Origin of the sequence: Streptomyces sp. NPDC004610, from assembly GCF_040609715.1 — a bacterium.
Taxonomy (GTDB): Bacteria; Actinomycetota; Actinomycetes; order Streptomycetales; family Streptomycetaceae; genus Streptomyces.
In genome coordinates this window covers 98,478-121,612 of record NZ_JBEXLA010000005.1, presented here as the reverse complement: position 1 = coordinate 121,612, position 23,135 = coordinate 98,478, and the positions used below count along the sequence as shown (strand labels likewise).

13 protein-coding genes are annotated in these 23,135 nt (G+C 73.1%); 3 read left to right on the top strand and 10 right to left on the bottom strand.

What is annotated here, in order from left to right; genetic code table 11:
• Positions 1 to 50: 50 nt before the first annotated feature.
• Both ABZX40_RS07365 and ABZX40_RS07360 read right to left on the bottom strand, forming a co-directional pair.
• Positions 51 to 632, bottom strand: a complete 582-nt coding sequence (locus ABZX40_RS07365; RefSeq protein ID WP_355730941.1) for a GNAT family N-acetyltransferase — start codon at positions 630 to 632, stop codon at positions 51 to 53.
• 72 nt (positions 633 to 704) lie between these two features.
• The gene (locus ABZX40_RS07360; protein WP_355730940.1) at positions 705 to 2,216 is read right to left on the bottom strand and encodes an MFS transporter; all 1,512 of its coding nucleotides are present in this window, start codon (positions 2,214 to 2,216) and stop codon (positions 705 to 707) included.
• Positions 2,217 to 2,377: 161 nt separating this feature from the next.
• Between ABZX40_RS07360 and ABZX40_RS07355 the strand changes: the two genes are divergently transcribed.
• Both ABZX40_RS07355 and ABZX40_RS07350 read left to right on the top strand, forming a co-directional pair.
• Positions 2,378 to 2,962, top strand: a complete 585-nt coding sequence (locus ABZX40_RS07355) for a CGNR zinc finger domain-containing protein (RefSeq protein ID WP_355730938.1) — start codon at positions 2,378 to 2,380, stop codon at positions 2,960 to 2,962.
• Positions 2,963 to 3,521: 559 nt separating this feature from the next.
• Entirely contained in the window at positions 3,522 to 5,084 is a 1,563-nt protein-coding gene (locus ABZX40_RS07350) for a hypothetical protein (protein WP_355730936.1), read from the top strand.
• Between the two features lie 169 nt (positions 5,085 to 5,253).
• Here the strand turns inward: ABZX40_RS07350 and ABZX40_RS07345 are convergent, their stop codons facing one another.
• The 6 genes from ABZX40_RS07345 to ABZX40_RS07320 are packed head-to-tail and all read right to left on the bottom strand — an operon-like array spanning position 5,254 to position 18,871.
• Positions 5,254 to 6,408 (bottom strand): cytochrome P450, encoded by a 1,155-nt coding sequence (locus ABZX40_RS07345; protein ID WP_355730934.1) that lies wholly within the window; start codon positions 6,406 to 6,408, stop codon positions 5,254 to 5,256.
• On the bottom strand, positions 6,405 to 7,400 hold the full coding sequence (locus ABZX40_RS07340) for a class I SAM-dependent methyltransferase (protein WP_355730932.1): 996 nt from the start codon (positions 7,398 to 7,400) through the stop codon (positions 6,405 to 6,407). The genes ABZX40_RS07345 and ABZX40_RS07340 overlap by 4 nt, the downstream gene beginning before the upstream one ends.
• Positions 7,401 to 7,402: 2 nt before the next feature.
• Entirely contained in the window at positions 7,403 to 15,145 is a 7,743-nt protein-coding gene (locus tag ABZX40_RS07335) for an amino acid adenylation domain-containing protein (protein ID WP_355730931.1), read from the bottom strand.
• The gene (locus ABZX40_RS07330) at positions 15,142 to 15,714 is read right to left on the bottom strand and encodes a DUF6875 domain-containing protein (RefSeq protein ID WP_355730929.1); all 573 of its coding nucleotides are present in this window, start codon (positions 15,712 to 15,714) and stop codon (positions 15,142 to 15,144) included. The genes ABZX40_RS07335 and ABZX40_RS07330 overlap by 4 nt, the downstream gene beginning before the upstream one ends.
• Positions 15,708 to 16,985 carry an NAD(P)/FAD-dependent oxidoreductase gene (locus ABZX40_RS07325; protein ID WP_355730928.1) on the bottom strand — a complete coding sequence of 426 codons (1,278 nt, stop codon included), beginning with the start codon at positions 16,983 to 16,985 and terminating at the stop codon, positions 15,708 to 15,710. Before ABZX40_RS07325 ends, ABZX40_RS07330 begins: the two co-directional genes overlap by 7 nt.
• Positions 16,982 to 18,871: a non-ribosomal peptide synthetase gene (locus ABZX40_RS07320; protein ID WP_355731489.1), complete on the bottom strand. Its 1,890-nt coding sequence runs from the start codon at positions 18,869 to 18,871 to the stop codon at positions 16,982 to 16,984. Before ABZX40_RS07320 ends, ABZX40_RS07325 begins: the two co-directional genes overlap by 4 nt.
• 353 nt (positions 18,872 to 19,224) lie before the next feature.
• Between ABZX40_RS07320 and ABZX40_RS07315 the strand changes: the two genes are divergently transcribed.
• Positions 19,225 to 20,367 carry a ParB/RepB/Spo0J family partition protein gene (locus ABZX40_RS07315; protein WP_355730926.1) on the top strand — a complete coding sequence of 381 codons (1,143 nt, stop codon included), beginning with the start codon at positions 19,225 to 19,227 and terminating at the stop codon, positions 20,365 to 20,367.
• Positions 20,368 to 20,583: 216 nt separating this feature from the next.
• Here ABZX40_RS07315 and ABZX40_RS07310 read toward each other — a convergent pair whose 3' ends face one another.
• Both ABZX40_RS07310 and ABZX40_RS07305 read right to left on the bottom strand, forming a co-directional pair.
• Entirely contained in the window at positions 20,584 to 21,879 is a 1,296-nt protein-coding gene (locus ABZX40_RS07310; RefSeq protein ID WP_355731487.1) for an MFS transporter, read from the bottom strand.
• Positions 21,880 to 21,890: 11 nt separating this feature from the next.
• Complete coding sequence (locus ABZX40_RS07305) at positions 21,891 to 23,045, bottom strand: sulfatase (protein ID WP_355730925.1); 1,155 nt, start codon at positions 23,043 to 23,045, stop codon at positions 21,891 to 21,893.
• Positions 23,046 to 23,135: the final 90 nt, after the last annotated feature.

Here is a 23,135-nt window from a genome sequence, read left to right as displayed (position 1 = left end):
ACTGGTTCTCCTAGGCAGGGCGGCGTGCGCCCGCCCGGTCGGCGGCCGGCTCACCCCGCAGGCCGTGACGTCGTACGCCGCATCGCCGGGCGGTCCTTCTTGCGCCGCGCCACTTCGGTGAACCCGGCCTCGCGGAAGGCCGAGGCGATACCGGTCATCGCGTTGTCCGCGCCCGCGATCTGTCCCGGCGCGGGGTCGACGGGGAAGCCCTCGACGGTGTGCTGCCCATGCTCGGCGGCGAAGTCGCACGCGGCGGCGATCATCCGCGTCTGCAACCGCCGATCGCGGTGGTCGCGCCGGACGTAGAGGCAGTTGATGACCCACACCGGGGTGTCGTCGAGGGCCTTGGTGACCGACGAGCGGTGGAGGCGGGGATACTCGGAGCGTTCGCCGATCCCGACCCAGCCGACGGGTTCGTCCCCCAGGTAGCACACCAGTCCGGGCGGTGGCTGCCGTTCCGCGCGTGCGCGCAGCGCCTGCCGGTTGCCGTCCCCCGCGCCGGCCTCCCAGTCCTTGAACGAGAGCCGCCAGTGCATGCACCAGCATCCCCGCGCGCCCCCATTCGAGCCCATGACCCGCTCGAAGTCCTGCCAGGTCGCGGGGGTGAGCGGTGCCGTGGTGAGTTCCGTCATGCGGGTACCTCCTCCTTGCTGTCGTGACGTCCGAAACCGAGACCCCCGTCGAGAGGAGCGGGGGAGGCGGGGTCACACCCGCAGTCGCTTGCGCAGTGCCAGGGCGATCGGAAGGGTCGTCAGCGCCAGCACGGCCGCCAGTGCCATGGCCCACCGCCAGCCGGTGACGAGTGCCGCATCGGAGCCCGGGTCCGGCTGGGCAGCGGTGACCTCGGCGGCCAATGAGGTCATCAGGGCCACACCCAGGGCGATGCCCAGTTGCTGGCCGGTGTTCATCACGGCCCCGGCGACTGCCTTGTGGTCCGCGGGCACGCCGTTGTTCGCGGCGATACTGGAGATCACCAGGACGATGATGTGGCCGAAGGCGTTGACCGCGGTGGCCATGATGACCAGCCACAGTCCGTTCCTCTCGGGCAGCAGGACGAGTGCCGCCAGGCCGACCGTCGCGATGGCGATGCCGACCAGCAGCAACTGGTCCGGCCTCCGGCGGCGCAGATACCTGCCGGTGAGCATGCTGTTGACGATGCCGATGACGCCGGAGACCGCGAACACCAGCCCCGTGGCCAACGCGCCGTGGTCCAGCACCTCCTGGAGGTACAGGGTGAGGATGAGGAGCATGCCTCCGTAGGCGGCGACCATCAGCAGGCCGATGGCATTCGCCCCGCCCACGGCCCGGATCCCGAACAGCGACAGCGGCAGGACGGGGTTGGGGCTCCGGCGCTCGACCCTCAGGAACGCCAGGACCAGGCCCACACCGAGGGCGAAGATCAGTGCCGTGGACGTCCACGCCGTGTCGGCGCCGAGTTCTTCGAGCCCGTGGACGAGGCAGATCATGGCTCCCGCCGACAGCAGGCAGCCCAGGATGTCCAGCCGGCGGTTGCCCTGGACGCGGCTCTCCGGCAGGAAACGTACGGCCAGTGCCACGGCCACGATCACCACGGGCACATTGATGTACATGGTCCAGCGCCAGTTCAGGAACTCAGTGAGGACACCGCCGCCGACCATGCCGCTGACGAACCCCGCGGACATGATCGCGCCGAAGATCCCCAGGGCGCGTTCGCGTGCCGGGCCCTCGGGGATGGTCGCGGTCAGCAGGCCCAGGGCGGAGGGGGCGATGAAGCCCGCGGCCAGCCCCTGGAGGACGCGGCCGGTGAGCAGCGCGGCCGGATTCCACGCGGCGCCCGCCAGAACCGAGGCAGCGCCGAGCACCAGCAGACTGGCGACGAAGACCCTTCTGCGGCCGTACAGATCGGCGATACGGCCGCCCAGCAGCAGCATGGCGGCGAAGGCCAGCGCGAAGGTGGAGAGGACCAGACCGGCCGAGTGGGGCGCGAAGCCCAGTTCGGCGGTCATCTGCGGCATGGCGATGTTGGCGATCGACAGGTCCAGGGCCACCAGGAACTGCGCGGCGCAGATCACCAGCAGCCCGAGCTTGCGTCGGGTGAGCAGTGCCGCGGCAGGACCGGCACCCGCCTTGCCGATCGCGCCCGCCTCCTGAGCCTCGTGAGTCAACTGGGTCTCGTGAGTCAACTGGGCCTCGTGAGCCTCCTGGGTCTTCTGGGTCTCGTGGCTCCCTTGGGTCATCGGGGACCGCCCCTCCGGGCGCGCGCGGCCGAAGGACGCGACGACACCCTCGCTCGTCACCATTAAAAGGGGTACGATGGTGACGTTACGAGGATGGGTCATCACCGTCAAGCAGAAAACGATGGTGACGGGAGACGGACGGCCGAGGAGGCTTCGACGCGATGAACGACCCCGGGAACGCGGCGCCCGGCGCGCTGGAACTGGTCCGTGGATTCGTCGACACCCATGACATGTACAACGGCCGTGACGACCTGCCGGATCTGGAGGCCGCCACGGCGTGGCTGATCGCCGAGGGCATGTGGGGCGGCCAGGGCCGTTCGATGACCGCGCGTGATCTGTCGGCGCTGCACCGGCTGCGCGATGCCCTGCGCGCGATGGCCGCGGCCAACACCCTGGGCGAACAGCCGCCGCGTGCGGCAGTCGACGCGTTCAACGACCTCACCGCACCACACACCGCGTCCGTCCGGCTCGCCGTGGGGCACGACTCCATGACCGCCTCTTTGCAGCCACGCGGGGAGGGCAGCGGGGGCGTGATCGCCACCCTCGCCGCCGCCGTGCACGAGGCCGTGCTCACCGGGACATGGACAAGGCTGAAATCGTGCGACAACCCCGAGTGCCGCTGGCTGTTCTACGACGAGTCCCGCAACCGCACGGCCCGCTGGTGCAGCATGCGCGGCTGCGGCAGCATCGTGAAGGCCCGCCGCTACCGCGACAAGCAGCGCCGCCGCGCCGAGGACACCCCGTGATGCGATGACCGGCCGGGCATTGAGTTGACGGGCAGGCTCGATCGGTACGTCGTCGGCATCGGCACCGCGCGCGGAACTTCCGTCACCGGAGACGTACGCGATACGAGCCGACTGCCCCTCGGCTCGGTAGAGGGACGTCCCCGGGCCCACCGCCGTCGGCCTCGTCCGGCCCGACGGTGGGCGCGGCGGGCGCGGTGGGCGGTGTGCGCTGCCTGGGAATGGTCCGTCGTCGCTCTCGGGCCACTCCGCCGAATGGTGTGCAGTCGCCGAAATATTCATGTGGGCGGATTATTGAATAACGCGCCCGGCCGGAATTCGGAGCCGAGGAGCTTATCCGGAATCGAGATCCGGCGCACGCGCGGGTCAAAATGAATTACACATCGGCTTGTTACCCGTCCAAAGTCATCGTGTTCGAGTTGAATTGCATGTTCAAGATCCATGATCTACCGTCCGGAACGCGGGGGCGATGGACCGTGGCCCCCGGCGGCGCGCGGACCGGCGCGGAAGACTGACTCCCCTGTGACAGCGGCGCCCTCCGGGGTGAGACGAGAGAGACTCGATGAGCGCGTACACCAGGCGGTCCGGCCGGGCGGCCATTGGCGGCGAGTGGCTGGCCAAGAAGCTGACCGAGGCCGGATTCGGCGGCCCTGACTGCGACTTCCCCGACTGCACCAACGCCCGCACACCCCGCCCGAGGGGCAAGTCGGTCAAGCCGACCAAGTACTGCGTGCAGCACAACAACCCGCGCGACCGGCAGATCGCCCACCGGGCCCGCACCGCGCTGGGGAAGACGGAGGCCACCCGGCTCGCGCCGGTTCCCGTCCAGCAGGCCGTGGCCAGGGCCGCACGTGAGGAACAGGTACTGTCCAGCCTCCTGCCCCGGGTCCTCGCGGCGCTGGAGGCCGTCCACCAGGGTCACCGGGCAGGCGCGGACGTCTCCGCGGTCGCCGCCCATATCTGCGAGGTCAACAGCGCCGCCGACGACCGGGTCCGCCAGGCCGACGACCGCCGCGCGGAGGCGGTACAGCACGCCCAGGCGGCCCTGGAGGAGGCGGCCCGCAGCGAACACGCCGCCGAGCAGGCGCGCGCCGAGCAGCAGTCGGCCCTGCTGGAGGCGTCCTGTGCCCTGGGTGAGGCCGCCGCCGCAGACCGGCGTGCCGCGGCGGACCGGGCCGCACTCGACGAGCTGGCCGAGACCCATCTGCGGTTGCGCGACGCCCACCATGAACTCACCGGATCCCACCGTCAGTTACGAGACCGGCACGGCGAGCAGGAGAGGGCGCTCAGCCAACTCACCGGCAGGCACGACCGGCTCCTCGCGGCCCAGGGCCGCCTCCAGGGTGAGAAGGAGGCACAGGACGCCCGTCTGGAGACCCTGACCGGCGACAACGCCCGCCTCCAGGAGCAGCAGCTCCGTACGGCCGCCGAACTCGTCGCCGCTCAAAGCGAGAACACCGGTCTGAACGCCCGCCTCGGCGAACTCCAGACCCACCGCGAAGAGCTGTGGGGCGAGAACGGCCGGCTCTCCGCTCTGCTGGCGGAGGTCCGCGAACGGCACCGCCGGGAGATGGCCGCCGCCTTGAGGGCACAGTCCGATACGGACCGGCCCCCCACCGCCCTTCCGGCACCGGCACCGACCGCCGCCGTGGTCGCGGAGCGCGGCGGGGACGTCCCCGCAAGCCAGACGGACATGTTCGGCCTCCGGTCCACCGGGCAACCCGCCCTCCCCGCCGACCCGATCCGCCCCGCGCCCCAACCGGGTGCGCCGGCCCACTCCCCCGCGGCCCGAAGCGGCGACGCCGGAGAGACCGACAGCCGGAGCTGGACCCTCGAACCCGACCCGGGGAACCGCGACGTGCCGACCTCCTTCCCCGACGGCCATCGGGTCGGCGCCCTCGAACCGTTCCCGGCGACCGGGCAGACCGCTGGACAGCCGAGCGCCGCCGCCGCACCCACGATCCCGCCACCGGCCGGTTCCTCCCCCGCCATGACACCGCCCTCCAGGCCGTCATGGCCGCCGAACACCGCACCCTCCCCGCACCCTGCGACCCGGCGTGGCACCGCGTCCAGCCCGGATTCCACGGCGACCACCACGGTACGGCTGGTCCCGCCACCGGCCTGAAGGGTCACCTCCGGCAACGGTGCGGGTGGGTCCCGACACCGACCTGAAGAGTCATCTCCGGAAACGGTGCGGCTGGTCCCGCCACGGCCTGAGAGTCACCTCCGCCGGTTGGAGCCGATCGAGCACCGCCAGGGGGCGCACCACTGCTCTCGGGCGGCGCCACCGAGCATCATTCGGCCCGTGCGCATCCGCCGTCAGAGCGGCTCACGGGGGTGAAGGTGACCGGGAGGGCCCGGGGGCCGCGGAACGTCGGGGCGTAGGCCCAGTCGACCTCGTCGTTCGGGATGTCCAGGGTCAGGTCCGGCAGGCGGCCGAAGAGCGTGGTGATCGCGATCTCCGTCTCCAGCTTCACCAGATGGCTGCCCAGGCAGGTGTGCGCGCCGTGGCCGAACGCCAGGTGCGGGCGGGCGTCGCGGGTGAGGTCGAGGGCGGCGGGGTCGGGGAACCGGTCCGGGTCGCGGTTCGCCGCCGCCAGCGACAGCAGCACCACGTCGCCCTCGCCCACGCGGGTGTCCGCGATCGTCATGTCCTCGCCCGCGTACCGGTACTCCGCCACGTGCGACGGGGAGTCCAGGCGCAGCAGTTCGTTGATGGCCCGGGACCAGTCGAGGTCGCCGCCGAGCAGGGCGGCTCGCCCGCCGGGGTCTCCGAGCAGGCGCAGGATGGTGGTGCCGAGGAACTGGATCGTGGTGAGGTGACCGGCGCCGATCAGCGTCATGACCATCACCTCCAGTTCGTCCCCGGTCAGCGCGCCCGACGCGATCAGCCGGGTCGGCAGGTCGTCCCCCGGGTGCGATCGCTTGTGGGCCACCAGCTTCCGGACGTACCCCAGCACCTCGGCCAGTTTCATCTCGTCGCGCGGCTGCTGGAACTTCGCGCGGTACCACATGTCGAGGACGTCGGCGGCGGGCGCGCGCTCGGCTTCCGGGATGCCGAGCAGGTCGTGCATGACGGCGACCGGGATCTCCCGGGTGTACTCGGCGACGAGGTCCGCGCGTCCCCGCCCGGCGAAGGAGTCGACGGCGTGCGCGCAGGTCCGGGCGGTGCGGTCGCGCAGGCGGGCCACCGCGGCGGGGGTGAACGCCGCTGCGATGAGGCGGCGCAGTCCGGCGTGCCCGGGATCGTCCAGGTGGGACAGGCCGGGCGGGTGGGGGTCGGGGTTGACCGGGGCGGCGCTGCCGAGGCGACGGTCCGTCAGACAGGCGCGGACGTCGTCGTACCGGGTCACCAGCCACATCCGGCCCGGGAGGTGCGGGCCGGCGACGGGGCAGACCGGGTCGTGCTCGCGCAGCCAGGCGTAGCCGGGGTACGGGTCGGCGGTCATGACGGGCGGCCGGCGATCAGCAGCTTCTCCAGCGGGGACGCGGCGAGCGGCACGACCCGCGTCTCGGTGAGCCCGGCCTCGCCCAGCCATGCCGCGAGGTCGGCGTGGCGGTGCACACCGCCGCCGAGGCCCTGCCACAGGGTCAGATCGAACACCCTGAGGAACCCGGCCGCGGCCGGGCCCAGTCCGGGGGGTGGTTCCGGGTCGTGGTCGAGGACGGCGATGTGTCCCGTGGGGGACAGTGATTTCGCCGCGCGCCGGAGCAGTTCGCGGCATTCCTCGGGGCGGTGGCCGTGCAGCACGTTGAACAGCAGCACCAGGTCGTGCCCGGAACCCAGGTCGTCGGTGAGGTAGTCGCCCGCCCGTGCCGTCACCCGGTCCGGCGGGGCGTCCGCGCGAAGGGCCGTGATCGTCTCGGGGAGGTCGAGGACGGTGACCCGCACGTCCGGGCGACGGCGGCACAGTTCGACGGTGTGGTCGCCGTGGCCGCCCCCGATGTCCAGGACGGTCGCGGCGGGAGGCAGCGCGGCGGCGAGGTCGTCGGCCAGGTCCGCTGCGGCGGCGGCGAACATCCGGCGCAGGCGGGCAGCGGTGGCGGGGCGCTCGCGCAGCCGGCTGTAGAAGCCGCGGCGGGGCGTGCCGGTACGGATGGTGTCCTCGACGTCGGCCCAGTGGTCGAACAGGACCTCGTGCCAGAACAGTTCGACGTCCGCCGGGCCGGGCGGCGCGGCGGTGGTGACCGTGGCCTCGTCCTCGTCCTCGTCGTGCCGCAGATAGCCGAAGGTCACCAGGACGTTCACCAGGCTGCGCACCCCGGTCCGGTCACCGCCGATCGTGGTGGCCAGCTCCTCGACGGACAGCGGTCCGGCTTCCAGTGCGGTGAACACCCCGAGCCGGAGACCGGCGATCATGGCCCGGTACCCGGCCGCGCCGAGCCGGTCCAGTACCGGAGCCGGAGCCGGGGCATGGGGGGATTCTTCGGGCAAGGGCATGATCATCCATTTCCGGAAAGCGCGCCGACGCTGGTGAGGAAGTCCAGGTGCCTGCGCAGCATTCGCTCGTCGGCCGGGGGGAACCCCACCCCCGCGCCGGCCGCGGCGGCCCAGGTGCGGGAGCAGTCGAACCGCGGGTGCGGGCGGGGGCGTTCGGGCAGGGAGAAGGCGAGCGGGGCGAACGGCCCGGCCGGATCGGCGAGCATCAGCTCCCGCCATCGGTGGTACGGCACCACCTCGGTCGGGTGACCGGCCGCGGTGAGGGCGGTGGCGAGGGCGGTACGGGTGAGGCCGCCGTCGCCGTGGTAGTGGTGGTCCCGGCGGAGGTGGTCCGGGGTCCGGGAGAGCGCGACGATCGCGGCGGCCACCATGTCCACGGGCACCATGTCCAGCACCTCGGCGGTGTCCGGGACGGCGCCCGCGGCGAGACATCCGGTGAGCCAGCGGCTGAACGCGGAGCGCGGATCGGCGGCGCCGGTGGCGGTGTCGCCGACGATGGCCGCGATGCGGTGGATCGAGACGGGCAGGCCGCGTTCGCGGGCGGCGGCGGCCATGGCGTCGGCCACCCATCTACTGAGGTCGTAGCCGCTGGTGAGGCCGCTCGGGTCGGTGGGAGCGTCGGCCTCGGTGATGACGCGGCCGTCGTGGGCGTCACCGAGGAAGACACCGAGGGTGGAGATCAGGTGCAGCGGAGCCCCGCTGGCGGCGGCCAGGCGCAGGATCGCGGCGGTGGCGTCGACGTGGGCGGGTTTGAGGGCATGGTAGGGCGCGGCGAAGTGGGGCACGGCGGCGTTGTGGTAGATCGCGTCCAGGGTGGTGAGGGTGCTGTGATGCTCCGCGGACAGACCGAGGCCGGGGGCGGACAGGTCGCCGGGGACCGGGATCACGCGATCGGTGACCGGCAGCCGATCGATGGAGCGGTGGCGGACGAGGCAGTGGATCCGGGCGTCGGTCCGGGCCAGAAGCTGATCGAGGAGGTGGCGGCCGAGGAAGCCGGTGGCACCGGTGAGCAGGATCCGGCGCGGGAGGTCGGATGGGGGGAGGGTGGGTGGGGGGAGGGTGCGGGGGTGGGCGTCGGGTGGGGGGAGGGTGCGGGGGTGGGCATCGGATGAGGGGAGGGTGCGGGGATGGTCTTCGGGTGGGGGGACGGTGCGGAGACGGACTTCGGGGGGCGGGACCGTGCGCGGATGGACGTCCGGTGGCGGGACGGCGTCCGCGCGCAATCGGTCGGCTGTGGGCAGGTCCGCCGGGGCACCGGCATCGATGGCTGCCGCGAACGCCGCCACGGTGGGGGCGGTGAACAGGGTGCGCATCGGCACCGTGACGCCGAGGCGGTCGCGGACGGCGGCGAGGACATGGGCGGCGATGAGCGAGTGCCCGCCGATGGCGAAGAAATCCGCGGTGCGGTCCACGTCGGACCGGTCGAGAACGGTGGCCCAGATGGCGGCGACGGCCCGCTCGGTGGCGGTCCGGGGCGGGTCCGCCGGGGCGGAGGGGTGGGTGATGTCGGTGGGGTTGATGGGGGTGGTGGGCGGCTCGGGGAGAGCGGAGTTGTCGGCCTTACCGGTGCTGGTGGTGGGGAGGGCGTCGAGGACGACCACGGTGTCCGGCACGAGATGCGCGGGCAGGCGGTCGGCGCAGAAGGCGCGCAGGGCGGGAGCGTCCGGGACGGCGACCCGTGAGTCGGGTGCGTTGCGGGTGGGTGGGCTCGGGGTCGGGACGCCGACGTAGCCGATGAGGCGGTCGCCCCTGGCCACCACCACCGCCTCCGCGACGGCCGGGTGCGCGGCGAGCACGGCCGCCACCTCCCCCGGCTCCACCCGGTTGCCGCGGATCTTGACCTGGTCGTCGGCCCGGCCGACGAAGTCGAGCGTGCCCTGCGGGTTCAGCCTCGCGAGGTCGCCGGTCCGGTACATGCGGGCGCCGGGGTGGGCGCCGTACGGGTCGGCGACGAACGCGGCGGCGGTCGCGGCCGGGTGGGCCCGGTACCCCCGGGCGGGTGCCGTCCCGCCGATGTAGACCTCACCGGTCACGCCGACGGGCACCCGGCGCAGGGCTCGGTCGAGGAGGTGGACGCGGACGTTCGGCAGCGGGCGGCCGATCGGCAGCCGGATGGGGTGCTCGCGGCCGTCGACGGTGCGATGGCTGGTCGCGCAGACGGTGGCTTCCGTCGGGCCGTAGTGGTTGTGGAGGGGGATGCCGTGCCTCGCCCATGCGCGGGCGGTGGCGGCCGGGACGATGTCGCCGCCGACCATCATCATCTCCAACGGGAGGCGTTCCCCGGCGAGTTCGGCCACCCAGCGCTGCCAGAGGGGGGCGGCCGTGTCCACGGCGGACAGTCGGTGCTCGACGCAGAGGTTGAGGAGGTCCGGTCCGGTGAGGGCGCCCGGGTCGGGGTGGATGACCAGGGTGGCCCCGGCCGCGAGCACCGGGAAGATGTCGCCGAACGCGGCGTCGAAGTGCGGGGGCGGGACCATGAGCAGGCGGTGCGCGGCGGTGAGGGCGTGTTCGGCGATGAACGCGGTGGTGAGGTTGAGGAGGGTGTCGTGCTGCACTTCGACGCCCTTGGGTTCGCCGGTGGAGCCGGAGGTGTGGACGATGTAGGCGAGCTGGGACGGGTGGAGGGGGGTGGGTTCGTGGTGGCCGGTGGCGGGGAGGGCGTCGCGGGTCAGGACGGTCCGCGCACCGCTGGCGGTGATCAGGGCGTGTCGGCGGGCGGGTGGCTGGGCGGGGTCGATGGGGACGAAGCATCCGCCCGCCCTGAGCACACCGAGGATCGCGATGATCGCGTCCGCGCCGGACGGGATGGTGATCGCCACCGGGTCCTCGCTCCGGACGCCGGTCTCGTACAGGTGGCGTGCGACGGCTGAGGATCTGCGGTCCAGGTCGCGGTAGGTGAGGGGTGTGGTGGCGAGGTCGAGGTCGAGGACGGCGATGGCGTCAGGGGTCCGGGCGGTGCGGGCCGCGATCAGGTCCACCACGGTTGTGGCGGCGACCGGCCGGGTGGGGGCGGCCGGGCCGGCGGACGGTGTGTTCGGTCCGGCGGGGGAGGGTGGATTGGGCTGGGTGGCGGGGGCGGCCGGATCGGACCGGACGCCGGGGGAGGCTGGATCGGGCCGGGGGGCGGGGGCGGGCGGATCGGGCCGGGTGCCGAGGGAGGCTGGATCGGGCCGGGTGCCGAGGGCGGTGTGGACGGCGTTGTCCGCCGGGGACAGCAGGTCCAGGTGAGCCAGTGGAAGACCGGGGTGGCGGGCCACGGCCGCCATGACCGCCAGCACCTGGTGGGCGATCCTGGTGATCGTGTCGGCCTCGTAGCGGTCGGTGCGGTAGTCGATGAGGGCGGGCCAGTCGCCCTCGCGTTCCCTGAGGTGGAGGGTGAGGTCGAAACGGCTGGTGGCGCGGTCGATCGGCAGCGGGGTGGCGGTCAGGCCGGTGAAGGTGACGGGGGCCGTCTCGCGGTTGAGGACCAACATCGTCCGGAACAGGGGGTGGTGCTCCCGTGGGGCGGGGACCGTGGTGAGGATGTCCGTCAGGGAGACGTCGGCGTGGTCCATCGCGTCGGCCACCAACCGGGTGGCGTCGGCGAGCAGGTCGCGGGAGGTGGCTCGACGGTTGGTGCGCAGCCGGAGCGGGAGGGTCGTGACGAACATGCCGATCACGTCGTCCCATCCGGCCGGGCGGGTGCTGACCGGGGCGCCGACGACGAGGTCGTCACCACCGTCCCGGGTGGAGGAGACGAGGGCGAGGACGGTGAGGAGACCGGCGAAGGTGGTGGCCCGCTCGTCCCGGCACCAGGTGGCGAAGCGGCGGGCGAGGTCGGCCGGGACCGTGAATCGGTGGGTGGCACCGGGGGCAGCGCCCGGGGGGTGGGGGTGAGCCGGGTCCGGGGCGGATTCCGCGTGCGGCAGTCCGTCCGGCGTGAGGGTGAAGGCAGTGCCGTACGGGTGGTCCGGCGCAGGGCCGGAGGCGGGCGGGGTGTCGCGGAGTGTCCCGGCCCAGAATTCGGTGGTTCGCCGCCGTGGACCCTCGGCCGTCGGCGCGGGGACCGGCAGTCCCGGTGCGCCGGTCCTCGTGCTGAGCACAGCCCCTGGCCCCCGGACATCCGTGGCACCGGACAGCGTCGTCAGCAGGACCGACATCGATATGTCGTCGCAGATGATGTGGTGAGCGGTGATCATCAGGAGATGGGTCGTGGGGGCGGCTTTGATCAGATGGGCCCGCACCAGCGGGCGCCGGGTCAGGTCGAAGGGGTGGTCGGCGTCCCGGGCGGCGAGGCGTTCGGCCTCCGGCCACGGGTCCGTGTGAGCGCTCAGGTCGGTGGTGCGCCAGGCCCTTGCCGACAGCTCGTCCGAGTAGGGCGCCGCGCTCAGCCACGGGGTGTCGTCGTCATGGACGACGATCGCCGATCGCAGGACGGGATGGGTGGCCAGGGTGTGGGCGAACCTGGCGCGCAGCTCCGCCTCGTCGAGCGCGCCCTCCAGCCGGAACGCGGCGTGCACGACGTAGGCGCCCTCGTCCTGGCCGGTCTGGTGGATGATCCACAGTCCGTGCTGCGGGGCGGACAGCCGTCCGGGTGGGGCGGGCACCGACCCCGGGATGTCCGAGCTGTCCGGGGCCTCCGGAGTATCGGGATTAGCCTGGCCCGCGTCGATCGCGGCGGCCAGGGCGGCGACGGTGGGGTGGGCGAACAGGGTTCTGATCGTCACCTCCGCGCCGACCGACGCCCGGATCTCGGCGACGGCCTTCACCGCCGCCAGGGAATGGCCGCCGGACAGGAAGAAATCGTCGTCGCGGTGCACCGGGCGGGCCAGCAGGCGGGCGAAGATCTCCGCGATCGTGGTCTCCGGACCCGGGTGGGGATCAGCGACGGCGGCGCCATCCTCCGCCGGTGGGGGCAGAGCGCGTACGTTCAGTTTTCCTGAGCTGGTCAGGGGGAACGCGGCCACGGACACCATCGCCGACGGCACCAGATAGGCGGGAAGGACACGGCTCAGCCGTTCCCGCACCTCCGGCCAGCGGGGCTCCCGCACCCCCTGCCGGCGGGGCCGACCGGCAGCCGGGATCACATAGGCCACCAGGCGGTCACCGTCACCGGCCACGCGGGCGTCGGCGACCGCCGGGACCGCCCGCAGCGCCGCCTCCACCTCGGCCGGTTCCACTCGGTGACCACGCACCTTGAGCTGCGCGTCCACCCGCCCGACGAACTCCACGACACCGTCCAACCGACGCCGCGCCAGGTCGCCCGTCGCGTACATGCGCGCGCCGGGGACCGGCGAGAACGGGTCGGCGACGAACCTCGTCGCGGTCCGGCCGGGCGCCCCGAGGTAGCCGCGCGCCAGCGGGAATCCGGCCAGGTACACCTCGCCGACCACATCGTCGTCGACCGGTCGCAGGCCCGTGTTCAGCAGGTACACGGCCACGCCGTCGAGCGGGCCGCCGATGCCGAACCGGCGGCCCTGGCGCACCCGTTCGGCGGTCGACCAGATCGTCGTCTCGGTCGGGCCGTACGCGTTCCACAGCTCGGCGTTGGCGGGAGGCCCGCCCAGAGACCCGCCCGGCGCGTTGCCCGGCGCCTTGCCCAGCGCGCCGCCCAGAGACCCGCCCCGCGCCTTGCCCAGCGCCCCACCCCGCGCCCCACCCCGCGCCCCGCCCAGCGCCCCGCCCAGCGCCCCGGCCAGCGCCCCGGCCAGCTCCGGCGTCAGCGTCTCCCCGATCGACACCCGGACCCGCACGCACTCCGGCACGCCCCCGGCCGCCACCAGCACCGCCCACACCGACGGGGTGACCTGGACGACCGTGACCGCCTCGGCGATGAGACGCCGCGCCAGCGCGGGACCGTCCACCACGATCTCCGGCGGTACCGGCACCACCCGGGCGCCCACCGTCAGCGGCCCCACCAGTTCCCACACCGAGATGTCGAACGCCGGGGAGATCAGGGCCGCCACCACGTCCCCGGCGCCCAGCCCCACCAGCGCCGTCGACCGGGCCAGCATCCCGGCCACCGCGCGGTGCGGCACACCCACCGCCTTCGGGCGGCCGGTCGACCCCGAGGTGTGGAACACATACGCCAGTGACTCGGGTGCGATCCCGGGATCGACGCGCTCGAACTCCTCCGGCAGATCCGGGATCTCGGTCAGCACCGCACGGGCGGCCCCGGTGACGGCCCGGCGCCGCGGCTCGGGCCACGACGGTTCCACCGGCACGTACACCGCGCCCGCCCGCCAGATCCCGAGGATGGCCACCACCAGGTCGGGGCCGCGCGGCAGGTCCACCGCGACCCACGCCTCCGGCCCGGCGCCCTTCGCCCGCAGCACCGAGGCCAGCGCCGCCGAACGGCGCTCCAGCTCGGCGTAGGACAACTCGCCCACCGCGAGGCCCTCCGCGTCGAACCGGATCAGCTCCAGCACGGTCGACGGCGCCGGAGCACCGGCCGACGACGCGGTCGGCGCCGACGACCGCGCCGTCAACGCCGACAACCGGCGATCGGGGTCGGCGCAGGCGCGGTCCAGCAGGGCCAGCAGCCGCCCGGCGACACCGTCGACGGTCGTACCGTCGAACAGGGCCGTGTCGTGCTCGGTGACCAACGCCAGCTCCGTACCGCCGGACTCCACCATCACGGTGAGATCGACATCGGCCGTGCCGGTGTCCGGCGGCATCCGGTCGGCCCGCACGCGGGGGAACTCCACTTCGGGCGGGTCCTGCATCACGAGGTGCGCCTGGCACAGCGGCGCGTGGCTCGGGTCGCGGGAGGCGCCGACCGCCTCGACGATCCGGTCGAACGGGACCGCCGCGCCGCCCAGGCCCTCCGTGACCGCGCGGCGGGCCCTGGCCACCAGTTCGCGGAACGTCGGATCGCCGCCGATCCCCACCCGCAACGGCACCGGGTTCACGAACATGCCGACGGCATCGGCGGACTCCGGCCCCGGCCGCCCGGACACCAAGGTGGCGACCACCACGTCGTCCTGACCCGCCGTCGTCCCCAGCGTGGCGGCGTACGCGGCGTGCAGCACGACGAACCGGGTGGCGCGCGTGGCACGGGCCAGCGCGTCGATCCGTGCGGTGAGTCCCTCGGGGACGGCGTGGCGGCGCAGCTCTCCCCGGAAGGCGCGCAGCCTCGGGCGGGGCCGGTCGGTGGGCAGGGTGAGCAGGTCCGGCACACCGTCCAGATCGGACGCGCGGCGGGACGGGTCGTGGTCGAGGAGGTCCGGCGACGCTCCGGGGTCCGGCAGCGGCGCGGCCGGGTCGGCGTACAGGGCGCTGATCTCCCGGCAGAGCACCGACAGTGACGTGCCGTCGACGACCGCGTGATGCGTGTTGATCACCAGGATGTGGTCGGTCGGGGTGATCCGGCCCAGACGGATCCGGAACAGCGGCCCGGTGCGCAGGTCGAACGGCTCCCGGGCGGCCTGCGCCGCGAACGCCTCCGCCGCTGCGTCTGCCTGCGCCTGGGCCTCCGCGTCTCCCTCTCCGGCTGCGGCTGCGGCTGCGTAGGGCACCGTCCGCGTCACGACATCCGCGGTGCCCGCCGGACCCACCCGGCCGACCGGCTCGCCGTCGATCTCCTCGAAGGTGGTGCGCAGCGCCGGGTGCCGGGCCAGTACCCGGTCCGCCGCGCGCTGGAGCGCGTCCACCGACACGGGGCCGGTCAGCCGGAACACCGCCGGGTTGTTGTGCAGGGGTGCCCCATCGGCGAACGCCTCGAGGAACCAGAGGCGTCGGGCCCCGGGCGGGAGCGGAACCGTCATCGGTACGCTCCCCGGTCTCCGAACCGGCGCCGGTACGCCGCCAGCTGCTCCGGGTCCGTCCGCAGGAACGGCGCGTCGGCGGCCACCATGTGCCGCACCGCCAGCAGTGGCAGCGGGCTGCGAAGCGGCCGGAAGTCCGCGTTCCACAGTCCGGGCGCGGACGGCGGTCCCGGGTGGAACTCACCGATCATCAGGCCGCGTTCCACGAAGGCGGGCTTCAGCTCCCGCTGCGTGCGGTCGATCTCCGCGGGCGTCACGTCCGGCAGCACCACCAGGACCGTCCGGTATCGGGCCTGCGGCCCCTCACGCGGCGGCAGGTCGGGGAACCAGTCGCGGTAGGCGGTCATCACCGCCCGCAGGTCCGGCCGTCCGGGGTGTACGGCGAGGAAGAGCCCGCCCCGTTCCAGCGCGACGGCCGTGTACGGGCAGACATCGCCGCCCCGCCCCAGATCGGGGTGCGGCCGGCACAGGTAGGACCGCGCCCACGCCAGCACCACCTGGGCGGCGGCGGGCAGATCGGGGTGGTCCGGCTCGAACAGCGTGACGTCGCCCGCCGGGTGGCTCAGCATCTCCCGCCCCGCTTCCGCCGTACCGCGGCGAGCAGCAGCGTGACCGCGCCGAGCCCGGCGAGTCCGCCCAGGGCGCGGTCCTGGCGGCGGGCCCTGGCGAGCGCGTCGCCGTACGGGAGGCCGCTGTGGCTGATCATCGCGTACAGCGTCCGCCACCCCGGTACCAGGCGGCCGAGCGCGAAGTCGATCCGCTTGCGGGCCAGGAACACCGGGGAGCGCACCCGGTCGCGCAGTTCCACGAAGTTGCGCGCGGACAGTTCGGCGAGCACATCGGTGTGCGGGCGGCGGCGGGCCTCGAACGCGGCGAGCGCGTCGCCCGGGGCGTGCGCGTGCTCGGCGAGACACGCGTCGAGCACCGCGCAGTCCTCGAACGCGGCGTTCATCCCCTGGCCGTAGAACGGGTACACGGCGTGCGCGGCGTCGCCGACGAGAACGATCCGGTCGTGCTGCCAGGGCGCGGTGCGCACCGACACCAGGCTGCCCGGCTCGTGCGCGAGGAACTGGGTGACCAGGTCCGGCACCCGATCGCTCAGGTCGCCGAACTCCTCGGCCAGGAACGCCCCGGCCCGCGCCGGGTCCCGCAGCGCCGAGAAGCCGGTGTCGCCGTCGAACGGCAGGAACACGGTGCCGGTCAGCGTGCCGTCCGGGTTGGGGTGGGCCACCACCAGTCCCCGCCTGCCCGGCCATACGTGCAGCGCCTGCGGCCGGTCGAGGGCCGGGATGGTGAACTCCCGGTAGCCCCAGTCCAGGTGGGTCTGGTGGAACTCGGCACGCACCCGGCGGTGCAGGTGCGCGCGCACGGTCGAGTAGGCGCCGTCCGCGCCCACGACGAGATCCGCCGGGAACGTCCGGGCCGGGGTCCGCACCTCGGTACCGGTCAGGCCGACGACGCGGTGCCCGAACCACAGCCGCACCAGGGGGACCGACGCGGCGGCGTCGAGCAGGGTGAGGTTGAGGTCGTGGCGACGGACCGAGTGCAGCACCTCGGTGTCGTCCGCGCCATAGGGCTGGTACGTGACCCGGCCGCCGTGGTGGACGATCCGCCCGCGCATGGGAACCGCCTTGGCGAGGGCCTCCTCAAGGAGGCCGATGTCGCGCAACGCCGCCCGCCCGCGTTCGGACAGCCCGACGCTGATCGACGCGGCGTCAGGGCCGTTCGTACCGCGCGGGTCGCCGCGCCGCTCCACCACGTCCACCCGGTGGCCACGGCGGGCCAGCCGGATCGCCAGCATGGTTCCGGCCATACCGGCCCCGACGATTACGACGTTCATGGCTGGGCCTTGATTGGGGGTGACGGGGGTGACGGGGGTGCTGAGGGCGCTGAGGGGGCTGAGGGCGCCGGGGACGCCGAGGGCGCTGAGGGCGCTGAGGGCGCTGAGGCAACCGAGCCCGCTGAGGACGCTGAGGCAACCGAGCCCGCCGAGGCCACCTGACCCACCTGACCCACCTGGCCCACATGGCCCACCTGACCCACATCGGCCACCGAAGCCCCCGCCCCCGCCCCCACCACTTCCCTCGTGGACAGGGCCTTGGCGAGACCGGCGGGTGTGGAGGCGTCGAACACGGTGATCACGGACGCGTCCATGGCCAGCTCGACCCGGATCCGGCTGACCAGCGCGGTGGCCATGAGCGACGTGCCACCGAGGGCGAAGAAGTCGTCGTCCGGCGCGACCGGATCCACCGACAGGACCTCGGCGAACAACCGGGCAAGGTCGTCGGCGAGCGATCCCGGCGCCCGGGGCGGCGGCTCGGCGAACGCGGCCCGGTCGAGTTTTCCGTTAGGGGTCAGCGGGAAGTCCCCGACCACCTCGACCGTGTCCGGGACGAGATGGGCCGGCAGCAGTTCGGCGAGGTGCGCGCGCAGGTCCGGCACGCGCGCCCCGCGCGGCACCACATAGCCGACCAGATAGGCGCCGAGCGGCCCGGCGCGGGCGACGACCGCCGCCCGCGCCACCGCCGGGTGCGCGCCGAGCACGGCCTCCACCTCGGCCGGTTCGACCCGGTGGCCTCGGATCTTCACCTGGTCGTCGGCCCGGCCGAGGAAGAGCAGGTCACCGTTCGGCTCCATGCGGACCAGGTCGCCGGTGCGGAACATGCGCGACCCGGGCGGGCCCCACGGGTCGGCGACGAACCGCTGCGCGGTCGGCCCGGGGCAGCCCAGATAGCCGCGCGCGACCCCGGCGCCGCCGATGTACAACTCGCCCTCGGCGACCGGGGCACACTTCTCGTCCAGCACCCGTAGTTCGGTGCCGGGGATCGCCGCTCCGATCGGCACCACGGGGCCGACGGTGAGCGGCGCGCTCATGGTGGCGCACGCGGTCGTCTCGGTCGGGCCGTAGGCGTTGATCATCCGGCGGCCGGGGGACCATCGGGCGACGAGGTCCGGGCCCAGCGCCTCCCCCGCGACGATCAGGCAGGTGACCGAGGGCAGCGCCAGCTCCGGCTGGGCGGCGAGCGCGCTCGGCGGCATGCACACATGGGTGACCCCGTGCTCGGCGATGAACCGGGCGAACGGTTCGCCGGGCGGAAGGCCCCCGGGCGGCGCGAGAACGAGTGTGGCCCCGGTGAGCAGTGCCATGCACAGGTCGGCGACGGCCACGTCGAAGCCGACCGACGCGTACTGGAGCACCCGGGCACCCGGCCGGGCACCGAAGCGTTGGCGTTGCGCGGCGACGAGATGAGCGATCCCGGCATGGGGAACAACCACGCCCTTGGGCCTTCCGGTCGAGCCGGAGGTGTAGATGACGTAGGCGGCGCACGCCGGATCGGGTTCCGCCACCGGGGCGGCGGACATCCCGGCGGACACGCAGGCGGACACCCCGGCGGCCTCCAGCGCCCGCAGCTCCCCCGGCGTCAGCACCAGTGCGGGACGGGCGTCGGCGAGCACGGCGGCCACCCGGTCCGGCGGCTGGGCGGTGTCGACCGGCAGGTACGCGGCTCCCGCGGCGAGCACAGCGACGACGGCCACCACCATGTCCGCGCCGCGTGGGATCGCGACGGCGACGATGTCGTCCGGCCCGACCCCGCGGTCGCGCAGCCCGACCGCCACCGCGGCGGCGCGGGCGTCGAGCGCACCGTAGGAGAGCGTGCCGTCGGCGGCGACCACCGCGATCGACTCGGGGGCCCGGACGACCTGGCGCCGGAACATGCCGACCATCGTCTCGGCCGGCAGGGTGATCACCGTATCCAATTGCGTGTCGAATTGCGCGTCCAATTGCGTGTCCACTTCGGATTCACACTCCGGGGCCCACGGAAATCTATGAGGGGAAACAAGAGGAAACGAGGGGAACTCTGTCCCATGACGCGGATCGGTGTCAACACGGTCCAGGAATTGCTTACTTCGACGCTCACCCGATGCGCCGACCGTGAATGACAATGATGAGAACCTGTTGCTGGAAATGAGAACTTACTCATGGAAATTCTTTCCCGCCGGTCTGTTCGGCGCCGCAACCTGGCCAGTACCTTGTAGCCGCTTCCCGAGACCTGATCTGTTACACGCTGGGAGTTCGGATGAGCGGGACATCGCCGGGTACGCGGTTCGGGACATCGCCGGGTGCGGAACCAAGGGACGCGCCGCCGACGTCCGTGCCGGTCGACCTGGTGGCCGAGACGCGGCTCGTGCGGGTCGCCGGCTCCCGTCCCGACCATGTCAGCGCGCTCGCGCAGTGCCTGGACGACCTCCCGCCGATCCTCGTGCACCGGCCGACGATGCAGGTCATCGACGGCGTGCACCGTCTGCGCGCGGCCAAGTTGCGCGGTGACGCGACCATCGGGGTGCGGTTCGTCGACGGCACCGAGGAGGACGCGTTCCTGCTGGCCGTGCGCGCCAATGTGACCCAGGGGCTGCCGCTGACGCTGGCCGACCGCACCGCCGCCGCCTCCCGGATCCTCGCGTCGCATCCGCATGTGTCGGACCGTCTGATCGCGTCGACAGCCGGGTTGTCGACCAAGACGGTGGCCGCGATCCGGCAGAGTGCAACCGGGGAAATGACCCGGTTGAACACCCGCCTCGGCCGCGACGGGAAAGTGCGGCCACTCGACGCCTCCGAGGGGCGCCTGATGGCGAGCCGGGCGATCTCGAAGGATCCGGAACTTTCACTGCGGGCGATCGCCCGAATCGCCGGAATATCGGTCGGCACCGCCCGGGATGTCCGGGAAAGAATGCGCCGCGGCGAGGATCCCGTTCCGCGGCGGCACCGTCTTTCTGCCGGAAGCCGCGCGGACAACGACACGGGAACCGCGGAAGGCCGCGACGCAGCGGAGAACGACGTGCCGGGCAACAACTGCGGCGGCGACAACTACGGAGGCAACATCAGCGGCGGCGGTAACAAAACCGGCGGTGGCTACGGCAGCTCCAACGGCAGCATCAATAGCAGGAGGACCCATGGCAGCACCCATGGCACGCCCGGTGCCGAACGAGGCCGGTTCCTGCTCTCCCTGCGCACCGATCCGTCGCTGCGGTTCTCCGAGATCGGCCGTGCGCTGCTGCGGCTGCTCGACGCCAACACCCTGGACGCCGCGCAGTGGGAGCGCCTCGCCGCCGCCGTCCCCCAGCGCTGGTCACCGGTCGTCGCCGACCTCGCCATGGGCTACGCGGCCGACTGGTCGGCGCTCGCGGACCGGATCCGTGGCGAGGTTCGCGTCAGCGCGTGAGTCGGGCACCGGCCGGGACCGCGTCAGCGCGTGAGTCCGGCCCCAGCCAGGTCCGCGCCAGCGCGTGAGGCCCGCGACAGCCAGTGAATCCCGCCCCAGCCAGGACCGCCCCAGCGCGTGAGCCCCGCCCCAGCCAGGTCCACGCCAGCCCGCGAGCCCCGCCCCAGCCCAGGCCTCGTCAGCCCCTGATCCCCACCCACCCCAGCCAGGCCCGCGTCAGCCCCTGACCCCCACCCCAGCCGCGTCCTCGTCACCCAGTGAGCCCGGCGCGCACGCCACGGCGATCGCTGCCGCAGCCTCGACCAGCGCGAACAGCGCGACCACCGGAAGCAGCGCCGACGAGTCGCCGGTGACCGCGACCGCGACCAGTGGCCAGAAGCTGGAGATCATGACGCCCACCTGGTAGGTCACGGCGATCGCGGAGAACCGCACCATGGTCGGGAACAGGTCCACCAGGAACGCTGCCAGGCCACCGTAGATCGCGCCGTGCGCGAGGGTCAGCGCGGGGATGAACACGAGGGCGACCAGCGTCGGATCACCCGAGGACAGCCAGGCGCCCGCCGGGACCATCGCCAGCACCGCGACCGCGTAGCCGAAGATCATGACCCGTCGGCGGCCGATCCGGTCGGAGAGCGCGCCGAACAACGGCAGGGTCACGCACTCCCCCAGGGCCGCGATCATCAGCCCGGTCAGCACGGTCGACCGCACGTCCGGCCCGGCCTTCGCCGCGTGCGCCACCAGGAACACGGTGAACATCGCGATCACCGACCCGGTGCCGAGCGAGGCGAGAACGCCGACCACCACGCGGCGCGGCCATCGCCGCAGCACCATGAGCACCGGCACCCGGGCGGCGCGCTGTTCCGCCCGGCCACGCAGGAACTCCGGTGTCTCCTCGACCCCCAGCCGGACCCAGATCCCGAGGCCGACCAGGACGCTCGACGCCAGGAAGGGCAGCCGCCACCCCCAGGTCAGGAAGTCCTCCTCGGGCAGCCGGGAGATCAGCACGAAGGTCAGGTTGCTGCCGAACAACGCCGCCGCGAAGCCCATCGCGGGCCAGCTGCTGAGAAAGCCCCGGCGGCCGGGCGGGCCGTGTTCGGTGCTGAGCAGCACCGCGCTTCCCCATTCGCCGCCGATGCCGATGCCCTGGGCGACGCGCAACGTCACCAGCAGGACCGGCGCGAGGACACCGGCCTGGTCGTAGGTGGGCAGCAGGCCGACGCCGAACGTGGCCACGCCCATGACGAGCAGCGTCCACACCATCATCGACTTGCGGCCCACCCGGTCGCCGAAGTGGCCGAACAGCAGGCCGCCGAGCGGGCGCGCGACGAACCCGGCCGCGTAGGTGGCGAACGACGCGAGCACCCCGCCTGCGGCCGACGATCCCGGGAAGAACAGCGGGCCGAACACCAGCGCGGACGCCGTCGCGTACAGATAGAAGTCGTACCACTCGATGGCGGTGCCGATCGTGCTGGCGATCAGTACCCGGCGGACCGGACGCGCCGCCGGGGCCACCTCTGCCGAAGTCACGCGTCCTCATCGGAGACGAGGACCCGCCCGCCGAGTTCGTGGGGGTCGGCGGTGAGGTCGTAGGCCCACACCTGACGCCCGTCCGCCTCCCAGATCACCTTGCGGCCGTCCGCCCGTACCGCGTGCAGCGCCTTCAGGTCCGGGTAGTCTTCCGAGGCGGCGGCCCGCTCCTGCGGGAAGTAGGTCTCCGAGTACGCCTCGCGGGACGCCCCGGTGCCGCTCGCGAAGAACTCGGTCAATGGGGCGCCGTCCGACGGTCGCGGGTCCAGCCCGAGATGGTCGAGCACCGTCGGCATGATGTCGACCAGCCGCACCTGGCTGTCCACGCTCATCCCCACCGGCATCCCGGGCCCGCTGATGACCAGCGGCACATGCTGGGTCGCGTCGAAGAGCAGACAGCCATGACCCTCCTCGTACGGGTGGCCGAGGTCACCGGCGTGGTCGTTGGGGTACCACCCGGCGAGGTCCTCGCCATGGTCGGAGAAGCACACCACCAGCATCGATTCGAGGTCGTGGCCCATCTCGGCGAGGCGGCGCAGCAGGAGCTGGACGTGGTGGTCGGTGTAGGCGATCTCGCCCTCGTACGGGTTCGCCACCTCGACGCCGACATCCTCCGGCGGCTCGTACGGCCAGTGCGCGTCGAAGAAGTGCGCGAAGAGGAAGAACGGGCCGGTGCCGGCCAGCGACCGAAGCCAGTCGGTGGCGCGGTCGACCACCAGCGGCGCGCGCTTGAGCGCCAGCCCGCGCAGCTTCACATCGCCGACCGACAGCGGGTCCCGGCCGTCCGGCAGCAGGGGGATCTCGTCATCGTAGAAGTCGAAGCCGCGGTCGATGCCGTACCACCGGTTGAGGCCGGGGCAGGACACCACCGCGCCGGTCGTGTACCCGGCCGCCGACAGGCATTCCGCGAGCGTCGGCACCCGCTTGTCCAGCGCTTCGCGGAACAGGTGCCTGACTCCGTGGCGGGGTGGCTGGAGCCCGGTGAACACCGTGGCGTGGCTGACCGGTGTCAGGGGGCACGACGAGATCGCCTGGGTGAAGGTGACCCCGCCGGCGCGCAGCCGCTCCACGCCGGGGTACTTCCCGGAGTAGGCCACGTCGGCGCGCACGGTGTCCAGGGAGATGAACAGGATGTTCGGCTGTGTGGTCACCGGATTCCTCTGCATTCCTCGGTGATGCTCGGTGTTCCTCGGTACCGCCCGGTGTTCCTCGGTACTGCTGGGTGTTCCTCGGTGTCGCTC

Bases quoted from the DNA above. Each gene is read 5' to 3' on its own strand.
- ABZX40_RS07365 (WP_355730941.1), bottom strand. From the start codon at position 632: ATGACGGAACTCACCACGGCACCGCTCACCCCCGCGACCTGGCAGGAC.
- ABZX40_RS07360 (WP_355730940.1), bottom strand. From the start codon at position 2,216: ATGACCCAAGGGAGCCACGAGACCCAGAAGACCCAGGAGGCTCACGAG.
- ABZX40_RS07355 (WP_355730938.1), top strand. From the start codon at position 2,378: ATGAACGACCCCGGGAACGCGGCGCCCGGCGCGCTGGAACTGGTCCGT.
- ABZX40_RS07350 (WP_355730936.1), top strand. From the start codon at position 3,522: ATGAGCGCGTACACCAGGCGGTCCGGCCGGGCGGCCATTGGCGGCGAG.
- ABZX40_RS07345 (WP_355730934.1), bottom strand. From the start codon at position 6,408: ATGACCGCCGACCCGTACCCCGGCTACGCCTGGCTGCGCGAGCACGAC.
- ABZX40_RS07340 (WP_355730932.1), bottom strand. From the start codon at position 7,400: ATGCCCTTGCCCGAAGAATCCCCCCATGCCCCGGCTCCGGCTCCGGTA.
- ABZX40_RS07335 (WP_355730931.1), bottom strand. From the start codon at position 15,145: ATGACGGTTCCGCTCCCGCCCGGGGCCCGACGCCTCTGGTTCCTCGAG.
- ABZX40_RS07330 (WP_355730929.1), bottom strand. From the start codon at position 15,714: ATGCTGAGCCACCCGGCGGGCGACGTCACGCTGTTCGAGCCGGACCAC.
- ABZX40_RS07325 (WP_355730928.1), bottom strand. From the start codon at position 16,985: ATGAACGTCGTAATCGTCGGGGCCGGTATGGCCGGAACCATGCTGGCG.
- ABZX40_RS07320 (WP_355731489.1), bottom strand. From the start codon at position 18,871: ATGGTCGGCATGTTCCGGCGCCAGGTCGTCCGGGCCCCCGAGTCGATC.
- ABZX40_RS07315 (WP_355730926.1), top strand. From the start codon at position 19,225: ATGAGCGGGACATCGCCGGGTACGCGGTTCGGGACATCGCCGGGTGCG.